Annotated in this window: 16 protein-coding genes; 6 read left to right on the top strand and 10 right to left on the bottom strand. The window is 65.0% G+C overall.

Annotation, left to right across the window (positions count from 1 at the left end; genetic code table 11):
* The first annotated feature begins 86 nt into the window (after positions 1–86).
* The gene (locus ACZ89F_RS31940; protein WP_136619579.1) at positions 87–1,619 is read left to right on the top strand and encodes a YifB family Mg chelatase-like AAA ATPase; all 1,533 of its coding nucleotides are present in this window, start codon (positions 87–89) and stop codon (positions 1,617–1,619) included.
* A gap of 347 nt (positions 1,620–1,966) precedes the next feature.
* Positions 1,967–2,506 (top strand): J domain-containing protein, encoded by a 540-nt coding sequence (locus tag ACZ89F_RS31945; RefSeq protein WP_476096141.1) that lies wholly within the window; start codon positions 1,967–1,969, stop codon positions 2,504–2,506.
* A 67-nt stretch (positions 2,507–2,573) separates the two neighbouring features.
* On the opposite strand, the gene ACZ89F_RS31950 is transcribed toward ACZ89F_RS31945, so the two are convergent.
* Positions 2,574–4,742 carry a malate synthase G gene (locus ACZ89F_RS31950; RefSeq protein ID WP_476096142.1) on the bottom strand — a complete coding sequence of 723 codons (2,169 nt, stop codon included), beginning with the start codon at positions 4,740–4,742 and terminating at the stop codon, positions 2,574–2,576.
* Positions 4,743–5,009: 267 nt separating this feature from the next.
* The gene (locus tag ACZ89F_RS31955) at positions 5,010–7,052 is read right to left on the bottom strand and encodes a hydantoinase/oxoprolinase N-terminal domain-containing protein (protein WP_476096143.1); all 2,043 of its coding nucleotides are present in this window, start codon (positions 7,050–7,052) and stop codon (positions 5,010–5,012) included.
* Between the two features lie 187 nt (positions 7,053–7,239).
* On the opposite strand from ACZ89F_RS31955, the gene ACZ89F_RS31960 reads away from it, so the two are divergent.
* Positions 7,240–8,310 (top strand): ISAs1 family transposase, encoded by a 1,071-nt coding sequence (locus ACZ89F_RS31960; protein WP_476091432.1) that lies wholly within the window; start codon positions 7,240–7,242, stop codon positions 8,308–8,310.
* Positions 8,311–8,436: 126 nt separating this feature from the next.
* Here ACZ89F_RS31960 and ACZ89F_RS31965 read toward each other — a convergent pair whose 3' ends face one another.
* The 5 genes from ACZ89F_RS31965 to ACZ89F_RS31985 all read right to left on the bottom strand — a co-directional run bounded on the left by ACZ89F_RS31965 (position 8,437) and on the right by ACZ89F_RS31985 (position 12,664).
* Positions 8,437–9,063: a CDGSH iron-sulfur domain-containing protein gene (locus tag ACZ89F_RS31965; RefSeq protein WP_476096144.1), complete on the bottom strand. Its 627-nt coding sequence runs from the start codon at positions 9,061–9,063 to the stop codon at positions 8,437–8,439.
* A gap of 110 nt (positions 9,064–9,173) precedes the next feature.
* On the bottom strand, positions 9,174–9,545 hold the full coding sequence (locus ACZ89F_RS31970; RefSeq protein WP_476096145.1) for a hypothetical protein: 372 nt from the start codon (positions 9,543–9,545) through the stop codon (positions 9,174–9,176).
* A gap of 124 nt (positions 9,546–9,669) precedes the next feature.
* A complete protein-coding gene (locus tag ACZ89F_RS31975) occupies positions 9,670–10,026 on the bottom strand; it encodes a hypothetical protein (protein ID WP_476096146.1) in 357 nt (118 codons plus the stop codon).
* A gap of 49 nt (positions 10,027–10,075) precedes the next feature.
* Positions 10,076–11,563: a pyridoxal phosphate-dependent decarboxylase family protein gene (locus ACZ89F_RS31980; RefSeq protein ID WP_476096147.1), complete on the bottom strand. Its 1,488-nt coding sequence runs from the start codon at positions 11,561–11,563 to the stop codon at positions 10,076–10,078.
* Between the two features lie 12 nt (positions 11,564–11,575).
* Entirely contained in the window at positions 11,576–12,664 is a 1,089-nt protein-coding gene (locus ACZ89F_RS31985; RefSeq protein WP_476096148.1) for a PLP-dependent cysteine synthase family protein, read from the bottom strand.
* A 220-nt stretch (positions 12,665–12,884) separates the two neighbouring features.
* Between ACZ89F_RS31985 and ACZ89F_RS31990 the strand changes: the two genes are divergently transcribed.
* The 3 genes from ACZ89F_RS31990 (at position 12,885) to ACZ89F_RS32000 (ending at position 15,475) form a co-directional block, all read left to right on the top strand.
* Positions 12,885–14,906, top strand: coding sequence for a BTAD domain-containing putative transcriptional regulator (locus tag ACZ89F_RS31990; RefSeq protein ID WP_476096149.1), 2,022 nt, complete (start codon positions 12,885–12,887; stop codon positions 14,904–14,906).
* 117 nt (positions 14,907–15,023) lie between these two features.
* Complete coding sequence (locus ACZ89F_RS31995; protein WP_164548818.1) at positions 15,024–15,203, top strand: hypothetical protein; 180 nt, start codon at positions 15,024–15,026, stop codon at positions 15,201–15,203.
* 98 nt (positions 15,204–15,301) lie between these two features.
* Positions 15,302–15,475, top strand: a complete 174-nt coding sequence (locus tag ACZ89F_RS32000) for a hypothetical protein (RefSeq protein WP_476096150.1) — start codon at positions 15,302–15,304, stop codon at positions 15,473–15,475.
* A 94-nt stretch (positions 15,476–15,569) separates the two neighbouring features.
* Here ACZ89F_RS32000 and ACZ89F_RS32005 read toward each other — a convergent pair whose 3' ends face one another.
* The 3 genes from ACZ89F_RS32005 to ACZ89F_RS32015 form a co-directional block, all read right to left on the bottom strand.
* Positions 15,570–16,112 (bottom strand): cytochrome b, encoded by a 543-nt coding sequence (locus ACZ89F_RS32005; protein ID WP_476096151.1) that lies wholly within the window; start codon positions 16,110–16,112, stop codon positions 15,570–15,572.
* Positions 16,113–16,311: 199 nt separating this feature from the next.
* The gene (locus ACZ89F_RS32010) at positions 16,312–16,620 is read right to left on the bottom strand and encodes a UBP-type zinc finger domain-containing protein (protein ID WP_476096152.1); all 309 of its coding nucleotides are present in this window, start codon (positions 16,618–16,620) and stop codon (positions 16,312–16,314) included.
* A complete protein-coding gene (locus ACZ89F_RS32015) occupies positions 16,617–18,296 on the bottom strand; it encodes an FAD-dependent oxidoreductase (protein WP_476096153.1) in 1,680 nt (559 codons plus the stop codon). The genes ACZ89F_RS32010 and ACZ89F_RS32015 overlap by 4 nt, the downstream gene beginning before the upstream one ends.
* Between the last annotated feature and the right edge of the window lie 106 nt (positions 18,297–18,402).

Consider the following 18,402-nt stretch of genomic DNA (forward strand, 5'->3'; position numbering starts at 1 on the left):
TGACCAAGGAATTGTGATTGTCTCCCCGAGGGGCCATTTTTGGCCTGGTCGCACGGGCTGGGACCAGCCTGAATTGGGGTTGCACGATGGTGGCGCGGGTTCGCACGGTCGCTTTCCAGGGCATAGAGGCCGTACCGGTCGACGTGCAGGTGATGATCGCGCCCGGCAAGGTCAACATGCACATCGTCGGCCTGGCCGACAAGGCAGTGGCCGAAAGCCGTGAGCGGGTGCAGGCAGCACTGCATGCTTCCGGCCTGTCGATGCCGTCGAAGAAGGTCACGGTCAATCTGGCGCCCGCCGACCTGCCCAAGGAAGGCAGCCATTACGATCTGCCGATCGCGCTTGGCCTGATGGCCGCCCTTGGCGCCATTCCGGGCGACATGCTGGCCGGCTATGTCGTGCTTGGCGAATTGTCGCTCGACGGCACGATTGCCGCCGTCGCCGGCGCCTTGCCGGCAGCGATCGGCGCCAATGCCGAGGGCAAGGGCCTGATCTGCCCGTTCGCCTGCGGGCCGGAAGCGGCCTGGGCGGGCAAGGATTTCGACATACTGGCGCCGCGCAGCCTGATCGCGATCGCCAATCATTTTCGCGGCACGCAGGTGCTGTCGCGACCGGAGGCCGGCATCCACGCCGCGGCGCGCGACCTGCCCGACCTTGCCGACATCAAGGGCCAGGAGACCGCCAAGCGGGCGCTGGAAGTGGCGGCGGCCGGTGGGCATAATCTGCTGATGATCGGGCCACCGGGATCGGGAAAATCGATGCTGGCGCAGCGGCTGCCTTCGATCCTGCCGCCGCTGGCGCCGAAGGAACTGCTCGAAGTGTCGATGATCGCCTCGGTGGCGGGAGAGCTCGGCGAGGGCAAGCTGACCGACCGGCGGCCGTTCCGCGCGCCGCACCATTCGGCCTCGATGGCGGCGATGGTCGGTGGTGGCATCCGCGCGCGGCCGGGTGAAGTGTCGCTCGCCCATCATGGCGTGCTGTTCCTCGACGAGTTTCCCGAGTTCACGCCGCAGACGCTCGATGCGCTGCGCCAGCCGCTCGAGACCGGCGACTGCATGATCGCGCGGGCCAATCATCGCGTCACCTATCCGGCGCGCATCCAGCTGGTCGCGGCGATGAACCCGTGCCGCTGCGGCATGGCCGGCGAGCCGGGCTATCGCTGCCTGCGCGGCGAGCGCTGCCGCACCGACTACCAGGCGCGTATCTCGGGCCCGCTGCTCGACCGCATCGATCTCAGGATCGAAGTGCCGGCGGTGTCGGCCAGCGACCTGATCCGGCCCGACCGGGCGGAGAAAAGCGCCGATGTGGCGCTGCGCGTGGCGCGTGCCCGCACCATCCAGCGCGAACGCTTCGAACGGCTCGGCGCTACCCGAGCCACCACCAACGCGCATTGCGCGCCATCGGTGATCGAGGAGATCGCCATGCCTGACGCCGCCGGCCTGTCGCTGCTCAAGGACGCCAGCGAAAAACTCGCCTTTTCCGCCCGCGCTTACCACCGGGTGCTGAAAGTGGCGCGGACTCTCGCCGATCTCGACGCCAGCGAAACCGTCGGCCGCATCCATCTGGCAGAGGCTATCTCCTACCGCATGAGTTCGGAGCGGGTGGCGCAGGCGGCTTAGGTCACTTGCCTGCTGACGGCCGTGCTTGCGGTTGTGGTTTTTGGTCCCGTGGGCGAAATCTGGCAGTACGCGATCGCGCGGCAAGCCGACCCTGCCAAATTGCCTTCCGCGATCACGCCATAACCGCCACCCAACGAATCGACCATCTCTGCAGTGCGGCGGACCTGATTGTCCGCTTGGCCGGCGTCCTCACCACCCAACGGCCCCCACCGAACGGGCGCCGGCCATTTTCTTCCTCTTCACCAGAAGCGTGGCTGTCATCGGCGCCGGACTAAAGTCTGGGCTTCTGCTTTGGATGTTCTTTATTTAGACAATGCGAATATGATTGCGGTTGAGGGTGTACCGCTATGTTCATCGACTACTATGAAGTGTTGGAAGTCAGCCCGAATGCCAACTCGGAAACGCTGGAGCGCATATTTCGCTATTTTGCGATGCGCTATCATCCAGACAATCAACAGACTGGCGATGAAGCCCGCTTCAGCGAAGTCGTGGAAGCCCACAATACGCTCAAGGATCCGGTCAAGCGCGCTCAATACGACATCGCCTATAGAGATCACGCCGGCCTTCGCCGCGAGTTGACCGAGGAAGCCAGCAACACCAAGGGCATCGAGCGGGATGTTGTGATCCAGGCCAAACTCCTGTCGCTGCTTTACGCAAAGCGCCGCCACGACGTCACCGACCCTGGGATCGGAGATGTAGAGCTCGAACGCCTGTCAGGCTGTCCGCGAGAACATCTCGAGTTTCATCTTTGGTACATGAAAGCGAAGGGATGGATCGCGAGGATAGAAAACGGGACGATCGCGATTACGGTGGAAGGCGTCGACCGCGCCAATTCCGAACACCGTCGCGATCCCACCATCCGGCTCCTGGATCATACAGCTCCCTAACGCCTGATCTCCAGACGGAAGCCAGGTCGAAGACCCGCCGCCCCATTCACGGCAAGGACTGGCCTCTTCAGCCCTGCTTCGCCTTCAGCTCCAGCCGCCGCGCGTGCAGCACCGGCTCGGTGTAGCCGTTGGGCTGGACGCGGCCCTTGAAGACCAGGTCGCAGGCGGCGAGGAAGGCGATCGAGTTGTCGAAATCTACCGCCATCGGCTGGTAGAGTGGATCGCTCGCGTTCTGGCGGTCGACGATTTCAGCCATGCGCTTCATCGTCGCCATCACCTGGTCCTTGCTGCACACGCCGTGATGCAGCCAGTTGGCGATATGCTGCGAGGAGATGCGCAGCGTGGCGCGGTCCTCCATCAGGCCGACATCATTGATGTCTGGCACTTTCGAACAGCCGACGCCCTGGTCGATCCAGCGCACGACGTAGCCGAGAATGCCTTGCGCGTTGTTGTCGAGCTCCTTCTGGATGTCTTCCGGCGACCAGTTCGGCCGCACGGCGACAGGCACCGACAGTATGTCGTCGAGCTTCGCCTTGGGCCGGTTCTTCAGCGCTGCCTGCACCGCGTGGACGTCGACCTTGTGGTAGTGCGTGGCATGCAGCGTCGCCGCCGTCGGCGACGGCACCCAGGCGGTGTTGGCGCCGGCCTTGGGGTGGGCGATCTTCTGTTCCAGCATCGCCGCCATCAAATCGGGCATCGCCCACATGCCCTTGCCGATCTGGGCGTGGCCGGCCAGCCCGCATTCGAGCCCGGTGTCGACATTCCACGCTTCGTAGGCGGAGATCCAGGCGGCCTGCTTCATGTCGCCCTTGCGGATCATCGGGCCGGCTTCCATCGAGGTGTGGATCTCGTCGCCGGTGCGGTCGAGGAAGCCGGTGTTGATGAACACCACGCGCTCGCGCGCGGCGCGGATCGCTTCCTTGAGGTTGACGGTGGTGCGCCGTTCCTCGTCCATGATGCCCATCTTGATGGTGTTCCTGGCCATGCCGAGCAGGGCCTCGACACGGTCGAAGATCTCGACGGCGAAGGCGACTTCCTCCGGCCCGTGCATCTTGGGTTTCACGACATACATCGAGCCGGCGCGGGAATTGGCACGGCGGCCGTTGGTTCCGACGTCATGCAGCGCGATCAGCGCCGTCATCGCCGCATCCATAATGCCTTCCGGAACCTCGTTGCCGTCGCGGTCAAGGATCGCCGGATTGGTCATGAGGTGGCCGACATTCCTGACCAGCATCAGCGAGCGGCCGGGCACGGTCAGCGTGCCGCCGGCGGGCGCGGTGTAGGAGCGGTCGGGATTGAGCTTGCGGACAAAACTCCGGCCAGCCTTGGTGATTTCTTCCGCTAGGTCACCCTTCATCAGGCCAAGCCAGTTGCGGTAGACGACGACCTTGTCGGGCGCATCCACCGCGGCGACCGAATCCTCGCAGTCCTGGATGGTGGTCAGCGCCGATTCCAGGACGACATCGGCGATCCCCGCCGGATCGGTGCGGCCGATCTGGTTGTCGCGGTCGATCACGATCTCGATATGCAGGCCGTTCCTGACCAGCAGCACGGCATCGGGATTGGCGGCGTCGCCACGGTAGCCGACGAATTGCTTCGGGTTGGCCAGCGTGGTCGAGCCAGCACCAGCACTCAGCCGCAACCCGCCTTGCGCCAGCGACAGACCGTTGACGCCGGCCCATTTGCCCGAGGTGAGCGGGGCAGCCTCGTCGAGAAAGGTCTTTGTCCAGGCGACGACCTTGGCGCCGCGCACCGGATTGAAGGCCTTGCCCTTCTCGGCGCCATCGGTTTCAGGAATGGCGTCGGTGCCGTAGAGCGCATCATAGAGCGAGCCCCAGCGCGCGTTGGCGGCGTTGAGCGCATAGCGGGCATTCATCACCGGCACGACCAGCTGCGGCCCGGCAACGACTGATATTTCCGGGTCGACATTGTCGGTCGACACGCTGAAGGCCGGGCCTTCGGGAACGAGGTAGCCGATCTCTTTCAGGAAACCCTTGTAGACCTCCATGTCGACGGGTGCGCCATGGTCGCGATACCAGCCGTCTATCTGTTCCTGGATGGCGTCGCGCTTTGCCAGCAGCGCCCGGTTCTTGGGCGCGAGGTCATGGACGACGGCCGAAAAACCGTTCCAGAAGGCGTCCGCTTCGATGCCCGTGCCCGGCAGCGCTTCCCTGGCCACGAACTCATGCAGCTCGCGGGCAATCCGCAATCCGGCGATCTCGATGCGATCGGTCATCAGGCTACTCCAGATGAAAGGCTTTGCGGGCCTTTGGCATGTCAGGGGTGCAGGGTCAATTCAGCTTAGGGTGAAGGTGGGTGTTTTTGGCGAGCGGTGACGCTGCCGATCTCCCCCCTTGAGGGGGAGATGGCCGGCAGGCCAGAGGGGGTCGCCGGACGTAAGGCGCTAGCCTCTTCTGTTCAAAGCAGGAGGGTCGCGTCCCGTCGAACCGACCCCCTCTGTCGCCTTCGGCGACATCTCTCCCTCAAGGGGGGAGATCAGCCGCTACACCGCAATCCGCGGCCTTCCCGACGCCACCGCCACCACATGCGCCTCGATGAACATGCGCTGGGCTTCGACGGTCGAGACGCGGAACTCGGTCGCGACGTCGATCTCGGCGCTGTCGGTGCCAGCCTCCCTGGCGCGCTGGGCGACGATGGCGCGGACATCGGCCTCGGCCGCCGCGATCGCCGCCGCCTCGTCGAGGAAATCGCGTACGGTTTCGCCCGAGGCAAGACGAAACAGCCCTTCCCTGGGCTGGCTGACACGGGCCTCGGCCGAAACCCTGACCTGGCCGACAACGGCGCCGAGCGCATTGGCGACATCGGTGTCTTCCGGCACCACGCAGTCATTGCCGATCAAGGGCGGCAGGCCGGCATAATGCAGCGGCGCCGAGGCGCCGAGGCCTATGACCGGGCGGTCGAGCGCCACGGTCAGCCGGGCAATGCCGGGATGCGCGTCGACCGCGCGCTGCACCAGCGCATGCGCCACGGTTGACGCGCCATCGAGGCCGTCCTCGGCAAAGGCAGTTTCGAGGATATATTCGGCCGACCAGCGTGTCAGCGTCACCAGCACCCGCTCCGAGATCGCTTCGGGCGAAGCGGCGATGTACTGGCCACGGCCGTCACGCTTGCGGGCGAACAGTTCGGCGCCGAGGCGCGCGGCGACAGGATCCCAGTTCGCCTGCTTGCCCAGCACATGGGCGGCGTCCGACGGGGTGAAGCCGGCGATATGCACCAGCCCGCGTGACACCAGCCGGTTCAGCGTCGCGTTCTGCGCGTTCGAGGTCAAAAGCCTGTCGATGGCGAGCGGCACAGCACCAATCAGCTCGTAGAGCCTGGCTTCGGCGCCGGTCAATCCGGCGGCGAGCCTGTCCGGCACGCCGGTGCGCACCGCGAAGCGGCCGTCCATGCGGCCGGGATTGGGCGCCCGCAATTGGCGTTCGAGTTCCGATGTGATGGCGCTGCCATGCGCCATGCCGGCCAGCGCCAGAGGCACCAGGCGGCGCGGCCCGAGCAGGATCTTCGGGTTAAGCGCGCCATCCTCCAGCGTCACTTCGGAATCGCCGCCAAGGCCGAAGGTGCGCATGGCGACAGCCTCGACCATGGTGCGGAAGCCGCCGACGGTGGCGCCCTCCGGATCGAGCCTGGGACGGCCGCCGTCGAGCACGGCGACGTCGGTCGTGGTGCCGCCGATGTCGGACACCATGGCGTTGTCGAGCCCGGTCATGTGACGGGCGCCGACCAGGCTGGCGGCCGGGCCGGACAGGATGGTCTCGATCGGCCGCTGGCGGGCAAAGGCGGCCGAAACCAGGGCGCCATCGCCGCGCACCACCATCAGGGGCGCCGCAATGTTGCGCGCCTCGAGAAAGCCTTCGGTTGCCGCCACCAGCCGGTCGATCATCGAGATCAGCCTGGCGTTGAGCAGCGTCGTCAGCGCCCGGCGCGGGCCACCGAGCTTGGCCGACAGCTCGTGGCTGGCGGTTACCGGCAGCCCGGTCTTTTCGCGGATCAACTCGCGGGCGGCAATCTCGTGCGCCGGATTGCGGGTGGCGAAATAGGCGCAGACGGCAAAACCGGACACCGAGGCACCGAGTTCGGGCAGCGCTGCCTCCAGTCCGGACAGATCGAGCCTGGCGGCATTACCGTGCACGTCGTGGCCGCCGGGACAAAAAACCACCGGGTCGGTGCCAAGCGCTGCCTTCAGCCCGTCGCGGGCGAGGTCGCCCTCGGAAAAGCCGATCATGACCAGCGCGACGCGGCCGCCCTGGCCCTCGACCAGTGCATTGGTGGCCAGCGTCGTCGACATCGAGACCAGCTTGATCGCAGCGGGATCGGTGCCGGCCTTCCGCAGCACCGCGTCGACGGCGCCGGAGATCCCGACGGCCAGATCATGCCTGGTGGTCAGCGCCTTGGCCTTGGCCAGCACCTTGCCCTTGTTCGGCCCCTGCTGCGGGCCTTCCGTTTCAGACCACAGCACGGCATCGGTGTAGGTGCCGCCGGTGTCGATCCCGAGGAACAGCGGCTTTGGCTTGGTCTTGGCGGTCATTTCTGATGGCGGTCCGGCTGGCGAATTTGTCTGCCCCTGCCCTTAGCCGATACGGAGCGGGCGATAAAGCTGCGAGCGCTGGGCCACGTGTAATCCCCCCCCACGAGGGCAGGGGAATCGCATATGGCGATTTTGAGCTTGAAGTTGGTTTGAGAAGGGATTCTTTGGGAAGGCAGTCCACTGAGGAGTGACTGCCATTTCTAGCCTTGAGAGCTATTTCGGCGCGGTCCCTGATCCGCGCGCGGCCAACGCCACGCACCGGCTTGGCGACCTGATCGTGATGATGATCGCTGCGAGCCTGTGTGGCGCGACCAGCGCAACGGAGTTTTCGTTGTTCGCGCAAGAGCGCAAACAGGCGCTGTCGCGCTTGATCGACTATGAGGAGGCGCCCAGCCACGACACCTTCTCGCGGCTGTTGCGCCTGCTCGATCCGGAGGCCTTCGGACGTGCGTTCGCCGCCTTTGCCGCGGGCTTTGCCCAGGCACGCCAGGGTGTGGTCGCACTTGATGGCAAGGCGCTGCGACGGGCCTATGAGAAAGGCCTTGCGGCCAGCCCGCCCCTGACGGTGTCAGCCTTTGCCAGCCAGACGCGGCTGTGTTTGGCGGCGGCCTCGCCCGGCGATGGAGACAATGAGGTCGAGGCTGCCCTCAAGGTCGTCGAACTCATTGATCTTACTGGTCGATTGGTCACGGCCGATGCGCTTCATTGCCACACGCGCATGGCCAAGGCCATCATTCAGCGCGGCGGCGACTATCTGCTCACGCTCAAGGGAAACCGCCGGCATTGGTTGGCTCGGGCCAAACAACAACTGGCCCAGACCACTCCCGCCGTCACTGAGCGGACCGAGACCAGCCATGGCCGCAACGAATGGCGGCAGGCAGAAGTCGTGGCGGCGCCCGACCCGCTGATGCCTGGGCACAAGGCCTTCATCCGCATCACCAGCCGGCGCGATCAGGCCAAGCCGCTGACGCGCCTGTTCATGGCCTCAACGCTGCTGTCCCCGCAGCAGGCGATCGATCTCACCAGAGCCCATTGGCAGATCGAGAACGGGCTGCATTGGATGCTCGACGTTCATCTGCGCGAGGACCTCAGCCGTGCCCGCAAGGACAACGCCCCTGCCAACACCGCGCTCCTAAACCGCATCGCCAGAAATATCCTTCAGGCCGCCGACATCGACAAAGTCCCCATCAGCCACCGTATCAAAAAATGCGCGTGGAATGACGACTATCTCATCCAGGCCATCACTCATATGCGATAGCCCTGCCCTCGAGGGGGAGATGGCCGGCAGGCCAGAGGGGGTCGTCGCGCGTGAAGCGCTGACCTCGTCTCGCCCTCGCATGGCGTCGCGTCAGGACGTGCCGACCCCCTCTGTCGCTTATTGCCGCTACCCGACAAACCCCACCTTCTTATGCGTTCCATCGCAAAACGGCTTGTTGGCGGAATGGCCGCAGCGGCAGAGGAAGGTGCGTTGCGTGCGGTCGACCGTGTGGCCGGTGCCGGTGACGATCTCGACATTGCCTTCGAGCTTGAGCGGACCGTTGGTGGTCGGTGTCACTTTCAGCGGGCCATTCCTCGCCTCCAGCGCCGGCGTGTCCTTCAGCGCCGGCTCGCCGGTGGCGGCAAAACCTGACTTGTTGTGGCTGCCGTCGCAGAACGGCTTGTTTTCCGAGGCGCCGCAGCGGCATAGCGTGGCGCGATAAAACGTTTCGCCGTCGAGCACGATCTCGGCATGCACGGCCAGCGGGCCGTTTTCCCGCAGTCGCACGGTGTTGACCACCGGCGGCTGCTCCTGCGGCCCGCCATCCTTCCTGATGTAGGTGATGGCGCCCGAGGGGCAGCTTTCAGCGATGGCGACGATCTTCTCGACGCTGGCCGCTTCCGGATGGATCCACTGGCCCGGTGCATTGGGCACGAAGACATGCGGATCGCCGAGCACGCAATTGCGCGAATGGATGCAGCGCTTGCCGGAGAATCCGACGTCGATCTTGTCGCTTTCGACCATGCCGGCCATAGCTGGGCTCCTTTTGCCTGAAGCACGTCGCATTCGATGGACGCGGCGCGCTCCGGGTATCTGTCCAGGCTATGGCTCCAGCAGGAAAAACCGTCAAGCTGGCAAGCCGGTCAGGGGACCAGATCGATTTCCTCGGTCTCGCCGCCGTTGCAGGTATAGCAGCAATCCTCGCATTTCTCCTTGTTGCCGGGACCGACGCCCCAATAGGTGCCCTCGTCGCCATCGACCCAGGCGCCGTAGCAGATCGATTCGCCCTCGTTGCACGAGATCGGCAGCTGTTTGGTCTCGCCATCGTCAAGGAAGTAGTCCTTGTCCTCGCCCGGCCAGACATAGTCGCGGTCCTGGCTGTAGAGCTCGACGCGCATGGCGTTGGGGTGGCTGTTCTTGAGGGCGAAGGTGATATCGGCGGCGTGCGCGGACGGCGCAAACAGCGCGGCAAGCGACAGCGCGACCAGCGTGCGGCGCGCATAGGTGTAAAGCATGGTAACCCCCTGAAATAGCGGCCCACCCGGCCGCGCAGCGACCATCGCATGCTGCATTGAATCGCCAAAGGGATGATTGCAACAATTCCCGGACTGATTTTGGGGATATCGGCGTGCCTTGGCCCTATGGCACCAGATCGATCGTCTCGGTCGAGTGTTCCACGCAGATGAAGCAGCAGGTGTCGCAAGGCTGGTCATTGTCCGGCCCGACGCCGGCGGAGATGCTGTCGTCGCCATCGACCCAGGCGCCGTAGCAGATATGTTCGCCCTGATTGCAGGAGAGCGGCACGGATTTCTGCGAGCTGGGGTCGATCAGGAACACCTTGTCGTTGCCCGGCCAGACCGTCTCGCGGTCGCGGCTGAACAGCTCGACCGCGACCGCTTCCTTGCGCAGATTCTTGATGAAAAAGGCCATCTCGGCGGCCTGCGCCGAGGTGGTGAAGAGCAAGGCCGCCAGTGCAGCCATACGAAAGAGCGTCACCGTCGGGACCTCGCGAATCAGAACGGCAGAATCGCATGCCTGCCGGTGACTAGGAAGACGCAGCACCCTCCGCCGCGATCTCGCGCCCCAGCCGCATCGTTTCACGCACCAGAAGGTCGAGATCCTCGCGCCTTGTGCGATGGTTGGTGATCGCAACGCGCAGCCAGTGCTCGCCGTGCACCGTGGTGTCCGACAGTGCGGCAATACCCTGTTCCTGCAGCCGCAGCATGATCTCGGTGTTGAGCGCCTTCAGCGCCTCGCCGACCAAACCGGGCTGATAGCGGAAGCAGACGATGTTGATGGTCGGCAATGCCGCCAGCTCCAGCAGCGGCTCGGCCTCGATCAATCCTCCGAGATAGAAGGCTTGCGCGATGTTCTGGTCGATCAGGCGACCGAACTTATCGACGCCATGTTGCTTCAGCGCCATCCACACCTTCAGCGCGCGAAAGCCGCGCGATGTCTGCAAGCCGTAGTCGTGCAGCCACTCGCCCGAGGCGAGGCCGCGCGGCGTCGATTCCAGATATTCCGGCGTCACCGCGAAGGTCCGGCGATGCGCGATGGCATCCCTGACCAGGGCGCAGCCGACCTCGAACGGCGCGTGCAGCCATTTGTGCGGATCGAGCGCGACCGAATCGGCCCATTCGATGCCGGCGACGCGATGGGCATTTTCAGGCGCAATGGCGACCAGCGCGCCGATACAGCCGTCGACATGGAACCAGAGGTCCTCCTCATGCGCCAGCTTGGCGAGTGACCGCAGGTCGTCGATCGCCCCGGTGTTCACCGTGCCGGCATTGCCGATGACACAGGCCGGCTTGAATCCCGCTGCGCGGTCCTCGGCGATTGCCGCCCGCAAGGCAGCGATATCGATGCGCAGCCCGGCATCGGTCGGAATGCGGCGCAGCGCCTTGTTGCCGAGGCCGAGCGCCTCCATTGCCTTGCGATGGCAGGAATGGATCTGGTCCGAGCCATAGAAACGCAGCGGCTTCTCGATGGCGGCAACACCTTGCTCGCGCACGTCGATGCCCGCCTTGGTGTTACGCGCCACCGTCAGCCCGATAAGGTTGGCCATCGAGCCGCCGCTGACCAGCGTGCCGCTGGCAGAAGCCGGAAAGCCCAGCATCTGCTTGCACCAATTCACCACCTGGCTGTCCATCAGCCCGGCGGCGTGGTTGCCGCCGCCGAGATTGGAGCCCTGGATTGCCGCCAGGAAGTCGCCGAGCGCGCCGGTGAAGTTGCTCGACCCCATATACCAGGACCAGAAGCGCGGATGGATGTTGCCCATCGGATAGGACATCACCGTGCGCGAGACCTCGCCATAGACAGCGGCAAGTGGCGCCGGCGATCGCGGCAGCGGTGCCGCGAAGACCTCTCTCACATAGGGCGGCATCTCCCGCCAGACCGGACGGTCCCTGATATCGCGCAGATAATCGACGGCATCGTCGATGACCTGGTGCGACAGAGCCTGCACATCGGCCCAGTCCGGGGGATCGAGCGTTTCCTCGGCCACCAGGCCGAGGGGTTCCTGCACGGTATCCACGGCATCCTCCCGTCAAGCCGCCGGGAACTGGCAGCCGGGCGTCGAGCGCGACAGGGCGATCTCGTCGGCGTCCATCTCGGCCTCGATGCCGTCGAACAGCGGCGTCGACATGTAGCGTTCGCCGGTGTCGGGCAGCATGCACAGGATCACCGCCCCGGCCGGTGCCTGTTCGGCGACTTGCCGCGCCACGGCAAAAGTGGCGCCGCCGGAGATGCCGGTGAAGATGCCTTCTTTCTGTGCCAATGCTCTGGCCCATTTGATACCTTCCGGTCCGGCAATCGGCATCACCTCATCATAGAGGCTGCCATCGATCGCTTCCTGCAGCACATTGGGAATGAAATCCGGCGTCCAGCCCTGGATCGGGTGCGGCTCGAAGGCTGGGTGGCTGGCGGCGGGCGCGCCACCGGCACCGCGCTGCTGCACCTTGCCGCTGCCGATGAGCTGCGCGTTGGCCGGCTCGGAAAGCACGATGCGGGTTTCCGGCCGCTCGCGGCGCAGTACACGCGCCACACCGACGACGGTGCCGCCGGTGCCATAGCCGGTGACGAAGCAGTCGAGCCGCGAACCGGCGAAGTCATTGACGATCTCGCGCGCCGTCGTCGCCTCGTGGATGGCGGCGTTGGCGGCGGTCTCGAACTGGCGGGCGAGGAACCAGCCATTGGCCTCAGCCAGTTCCACCGCTTTCTTGTACATGCCGAAACCCTTTTCGGCGCGCGGCGTCAGCACCACCTTGGCGCCCAGCATGCGCATCAGCTTGCGGCGCTCGACGGAAAAACTGTCGGCCATGGTGACGACCAGCGGATAGCCCTTCTGCGCGCAGACCATGGCCAGGCCAATGCCGGTGTTGCCGCTGGTCGCCTCGACCACCGTCTGGCCCGGCTTCAGCGCGCCGCTGCGCTCGCCCTCCTCGATGATGTTGAGCGCCAGACGGTCCTTCACCGAAGCGCCGGGATTGAAGTACTCGGCCTTGACATAGATCGTCGCGTGGGCCGGTCCGAGATTGTTGATGCGGACCACCGGCGTGTCGCCGACGGTGTCGAGAATGCTGTCGAAAAGGCGACCGCGGCCGGCCGTGGTCCTGATTTTCCGCTGCTGCAACATGTTTGATCTCCTCGATCGTCGTTTCTTGTTATCACGGGCCGGTTACAAACCGGCGGGTTGGGCGGCGAGGTTTCGAGACCTTGCCGCGTTAGGACTGACATGCCGGGAATGCGGCAATGTCGGTACCCGGCGCGGAAATTCGCCGCCGGATGCGCCTTGTCGCTATCGGTGATACAAGAAAGGCCGACAGGCCAGCGTGGGAGCAGGCGTGGAAACCAACGTGGAATCCGCACGATCGAGGCTGGGCGGCGAGACGCCGGCGCTTTCCGTGCGCCTGCTCGGGGCGCTGGCGATTCTGCGCGACGGCGTGCCGTTGGCGCTGCCGGCGTCACGCAAGCTGCGAGCGCTGTTCGCCTACCTGGCGCTGGCACCGCATCCGGTCGGCCGCAGCCGCCTGTGCGAGCTGTTGTGGGACGTACCGAACGATCCACGGGGCGAGCTGCGCTGGTGCCTGAGCAAGTTGCGCGGCGTCCTCGACGAGCCGGATCGACACCGGGTCACGACACAGGGAGACACGGTCGCGCTCGATCTGAGCGATTGCCTTGTCGATGCGCTGGAGGTCAGCCAGGCCGCCACACAAGGGATCGGCACGCTTGATCTCGAGCGCTTGCGCGTGCTGGCCGGACTGTTTGCCGGCGATCTCCTCGACGGGCTGGAGCTCGAGCGCAGCCCTCATTTCAACAGCTGGCTGATCGCCCAGCGCCGCCGTTTCCACTCGTGCCACATCGCCGTTCTGGAACAGCTTGTCGCGAGCCTGCCGGCGGATAGCGACGAAGCAATCGCCCATCTCGACAAATGGGTGGAACTGGCGCCGTTCGACGGGCGTGCGCATGCAGCACTTCTGGCCAGTCTGGCCCGGCGAGGCGAGGTCGGCGCGGCCGAGCAGCACCTGGCTTCGGCGGAACGATTGTTCCAGTCGGAGGAACTGGATTTCGCACCGCTTCGCGCGGCGTGGCGGGCAATCCGTGACCAACAGTCGGGCACCCCGCTCCGGCCGCAGCCGGCCTGCCTGTCCACAATATCGCAGTTGGTCGCGGCGCCCTCAGATGTCGGCCCGGTCGGGCCCAGCCACGCTTCGCTGGCAGTGATGCCGTTTGTTGAAGAGACCGGCGCAGGCGGCGGATTGGCCGATGGTTTCACCCACGATATCATCACCCGCCTCGCCAAGCTCAGGGATTTCTTCGTCATCGCGCGCGGATCGGTATTTGCGCTGGCCGAGAAGGACATCGCGCCCGAGGATGCCGGCCGCCGGCTGAATGTCGACTATGTCGCCACCGGCACGGTGCGTAGCCCGGCCGGCCGCCTGATTGTCAGCGTCGAACTGATCGAGGTGCGCACTGCCAGGATCGTCTGGGCCGAAACGTTCGAGCGCAGGCCCGACGACATCTTTGCCGTGCTCGACGATATCGGCAACAGCATCGTCTCGTCGATCTCGGCCGAGATCGAAACGGTCGAGCGTAACCGCGCCATGCTGAAGGCGCCCAACTCGCTCAACGCCTGGGAGGCCTATCATCGCGGCCTCTGGCATATGTACCGCTTCACCCAGGCCGAGAACGAGCAGGCGCGGCATTTCTTTGATACGGCCCTGCAGCTCGACCCGACCTTTGCCCGTGCCTATGCCGGCCTGTCCTTCACCCATTGGCAGAATGCCTTCCAGCGCTGGGGCGACCGCGACCGCGAAAGCGCGCTGGCCTTCGAGAGCGCCGGCCGCAGCCTGCTGATCGACGACCACAATCCGGCAGCGCATTGGGCGATGGGCCGGGCGCTGTGGCTGCGCGGTGAGCAGGATGGGTCCTTGATCGAACTGGAACGGGCGGTGGATCTCAGTCCCAATTTCGCGCTTGGCCATTATGCGTTATCCTTCGTCCATTCGCAGTCGGGCGACCCGCAAACGGCGATAAGTTCTTCCGATCATTCGCGTCATCTCAGCCCGTTCGATCCCTTGCTGTTTGGCATGCTGGGGGCACGCGCCATGTCCCATGTGCGGCTTGGCCAGTTCGAGGAGGCGGCCGAATGGGCGCTGAAGGCGGCGGCGCGGCCGAACGCGCACGCCATCATCCTGGCGATCGCGGCTCACTGCCTGGCTCTGGCGGGACGGCTCGACGAGGCACGCGGCTTTGCCGCCGCCATCCGCAAGACGCGACCGGACTACCGCCTCGACGATTTCATCGGCACCTTCCACTTCGAGCCGGACGCCGTGGCGCTGTTCCGGCAAGGGGCAAGGCGGATCGGGCTGGGCTGAGGCCGGGGGATTATCTTGAGAATTTCGCCTCAATTCCGCCCGGTTAACACTATCGGAAGGGGTTGCTTAACCGTTCGCGGCTATGTCACGGCCGGGGGGCCTGACAAAGTGAGTGTGATGAGCAACAGCCCCGACAAGCGCAATGAATGGCGCGCCATCTTTTACGTGCAAGCCCGCGTTGCCATCCTGTTTGTCCCGGTGGTTGCCAGTCTGCTGATCATAGCGGCCCTTGCCGGCAACGAACGCAAATCCGTTCCCAGCACGATCGACCCGACCGTCACAGGCTCCGTGCGATAAGCGGCATCGGTCGGCGTTACCCCTCTCGGGGAGAGCGTTTTCTTTTGCCGGAACCCCATGCACCGTCGAACATTGTGTTTCCAGACATGGAGGACATGATGACCAGAGCCCTCGACGTGAATGAGAACACCGAGCAAAATCCGAAACGTTCGCCGCAGCAACAGACCGGCGACGACCTGAAGAAAAAGAAGGTCGAAGGAAAGGCCTTCCAGATCAACGAGAACAGCGTGGACAACCCTGAGCCCACCCCGGCGCCAGCACGGCAAGACTGATCGACGAAGCGCCTGGGGTGTCTCTCTCTGTTCACGCAATTGCCAAGGGAAAGCGCTATACGCTTTCTCAGGAAACAGTCTCACACTTTCCCGACTAAGAGCCCGTGCTTTCCGGCAGCATTCGCTTGAGCACGTCGTCCTTGCGGATGAAATGGTGCCACAGCGCCGCGGCCGCGTGCACTCCGGCGAGGATGAGGATCGAGTTGGCGCAGAGGCTGTGCAGTTCCCTGATGAACCGGGCCGTATCGCGGTCGGGCGAAACCGGAGCCGGGATGGTGAAGAGGCCAAAGAAACTCAGGGCGTCGCCCCTGTACCAGGTCAGCAGGATGCCGAGAACTGGAATGGCCACGAGCAGTGCATAAAGCAGCAGATGAGCGATCTTTGCCGCCCATCGTTCAAGCTCCGACATTTCCGTCGGCAGCCCCGGCGTTCCCAGCGTCAGGCGCAGGCCGACGCGGATGACGACCAGCGCAAACAGCAGCAGCCCGAACGAAATATGAAACCACCAGACGAGCGCGCGACCGGGATCGCCGCGCGGAAAAAGCTCCTCCACATAGGTCAAGCCATAAAGGCCGATGACCAGCAGAAACACCGCCCAGTGAATGGCCTTTTGCGTGGTTGTATAGGTGGGGTGCATGCGAGCCTTCCAGTTTTGAATATTTCTAAACTAGCTGCGATCATGTCAAAGCTTTGTCGGACTCTGGTGATCGAGAGCTGGCAGACACTGGAACGGGTAAGCTGTCAGTTCGCTGACAGCCGGGCATCGAGCGGCGATTATGCCTGGACAAAGAAAAGCCCGGGCGAACCGGGCTTTTTTCGGGTCTCTCGGGCGCACCTCAATAAAAGCGCGGGATCGGGCCGTTCTGTGGGGTCACGTCGTCGCCGAGGTCGACAAACACCTCGTCGACATAGCACCATGCCCAGCCTTCCGGCGGATCGTAGCCCTCGATGATCGGATGCCTGGTGGCGTGAAAGTGCTTGGTGGCGTGGCGGTTGGGTGAGTCGTCGCAGCAGCCGACATGGCCGCAGGTGCGGCACAGCCGCAGATGCACCCATTGCGACCCGCTCTTCAGGCATTCCTCGCAGCCGAGCGCGCTCGGCGTCACCTTCCTGATGTCGCGCGTATGTCTGCATTCATCCATCATGGTCTCCCTGCCGTTTGAGGTGCGTCGGCGTTGCCTCGCGCGAGATATGCATGCAATGCCGCGACCACCTGGGCGCCTTCGCCGACAGCCGCCGCGACGCGCTTGACCGAGCCGGCGCGGACGTCGCCGATGGCGAACACACCGCTGCGGCTCGTCTCCATCTGCGCCGATCCCAGGTCCGATCCGGTGCGCACGAAACCCTTGGCGTCCAGCGCCACATCGCAGTTCGCCAGCCAATCGGTGTTCGGGTCGGCGCCAATGAACAGGAAGAGATGGCGGATCGGGCGCGTCGTCTCCGCGCCGCTGGCCCGGTTGCGCCAGCGCACCGTGCCAAGATTACCCCCGTCGCCTTCCAGGGCCACGATTTCGGTCCCGGTCAGCACCTCGATGTTCGGTTGCGCCCTGATGCGCTCGACCAGATAGCGCGACATGCTGGCATCGAGGCTGCCGCCGCGCGCCAGCAGCGCCACTTTGCGAGCATGGCTGGCCAGATAGACGGCCGCCTGCCCGGCCGAATTGCCGGCGCCGACGAGCGCCACTTCCTGGCCCGCGCAAAGCCGGCCTTCGATGGGCGACGCCCAATAATGCACGGACGTTCCCTCGAACTGCGCCAGATTGGCAATGTCGAGGCGGCGATAGCGCGCGCCGCTGGCGATCACCACGCTGCGCGTCCGCACCGTCTCGCCGTCGCCGACATCGAGCCTGTAACGGGCGCCGTCGGTCGCGGCACTCAAAAGCTTCGCCTCGTCCGGGATCACCATTTCGACGCCGAATTTCTGCGCCTGGTTGTAGGCGCGCGCCATCAGCGCCATGCCGGAAATGCCGGTGGGGAAACCGAGATAGTTCTCGATGCGCGAGGAGGCGCCGGCCTGTCCGCCGAAGGCACGGCAATCGAGCACGATCGTCGACAGGCCTTCGGAGGCCGCATAGACGGCGGCCGCCAGCCCAGCCGGTCCGGCGCCGACAATGGCGACGTCGTACAGCCTGGAAGCATCGATCGGCCGCAGCAGGCCGATGCAGCGGGCGAGGTCCTTTTCGCCGGGGTTCATCAGCAGCCTGCCGTTCGGACACAGCACGATCGGCAGATGGTGAAGATCGACGTCGAAGCGCTCGACCAGGGTTTTGGCGCAAGGATCGCTATCGGAATCAAGCACGCGGTGCGGCTGGCCGCTGCGGGCCAGAAAACCCTGCAGCCGCAACACGTCGGCATTGTTTATGGGTCCGATGATGATCGGCCCGCCGGTGGCGCTTTCCAGCAGCCCGACACGGCGCAGGATCAGCGCCCGCATGATGCGCTCGCCGAGATTGGCCTCCTGCACCATCAGGTCGCGCAGCCTCCGCGAGGGGATGACGAACGCCTCGACCGGTTCGGCGGCCTGCGCATTCACCAGAGAGGGACGGGCCGAAAGCTGCGCCAGTTCGCCGACAAAACTGCCCGGACCGTGCGTGACGATCGTTTCGCGCCGGCCGAGCCCACCATCCTGGGTGATGTCGACCTTGCCCGACAGCACGACGATCAGACCGGGCGCCACATCGCCAGCCGTGACGATGTTCTCGCCGGCCACATAGGCGCGGGCCTCGCCGAACCGGCGCATACGATCGATGTCCGTCTCGGCCAGCGTCGGGAAGGCCTGATCGCGACGGGCGCCGAAGATCGGGTTGGTGGGTTGAGACATGGTTTTGAGCGTAGCGAAGCGGCCGCGGAGTTTGAAGCGCTTTGTTTGATGCCTAGCCGGGAAGCGAGGCTGGCGGCACGAGATGCCAACAGACGGCCGTCGAGCG

It is taken from the genome of Mesorhizobium sp. USDA 3734 (genome assembly GCF_056279665.1).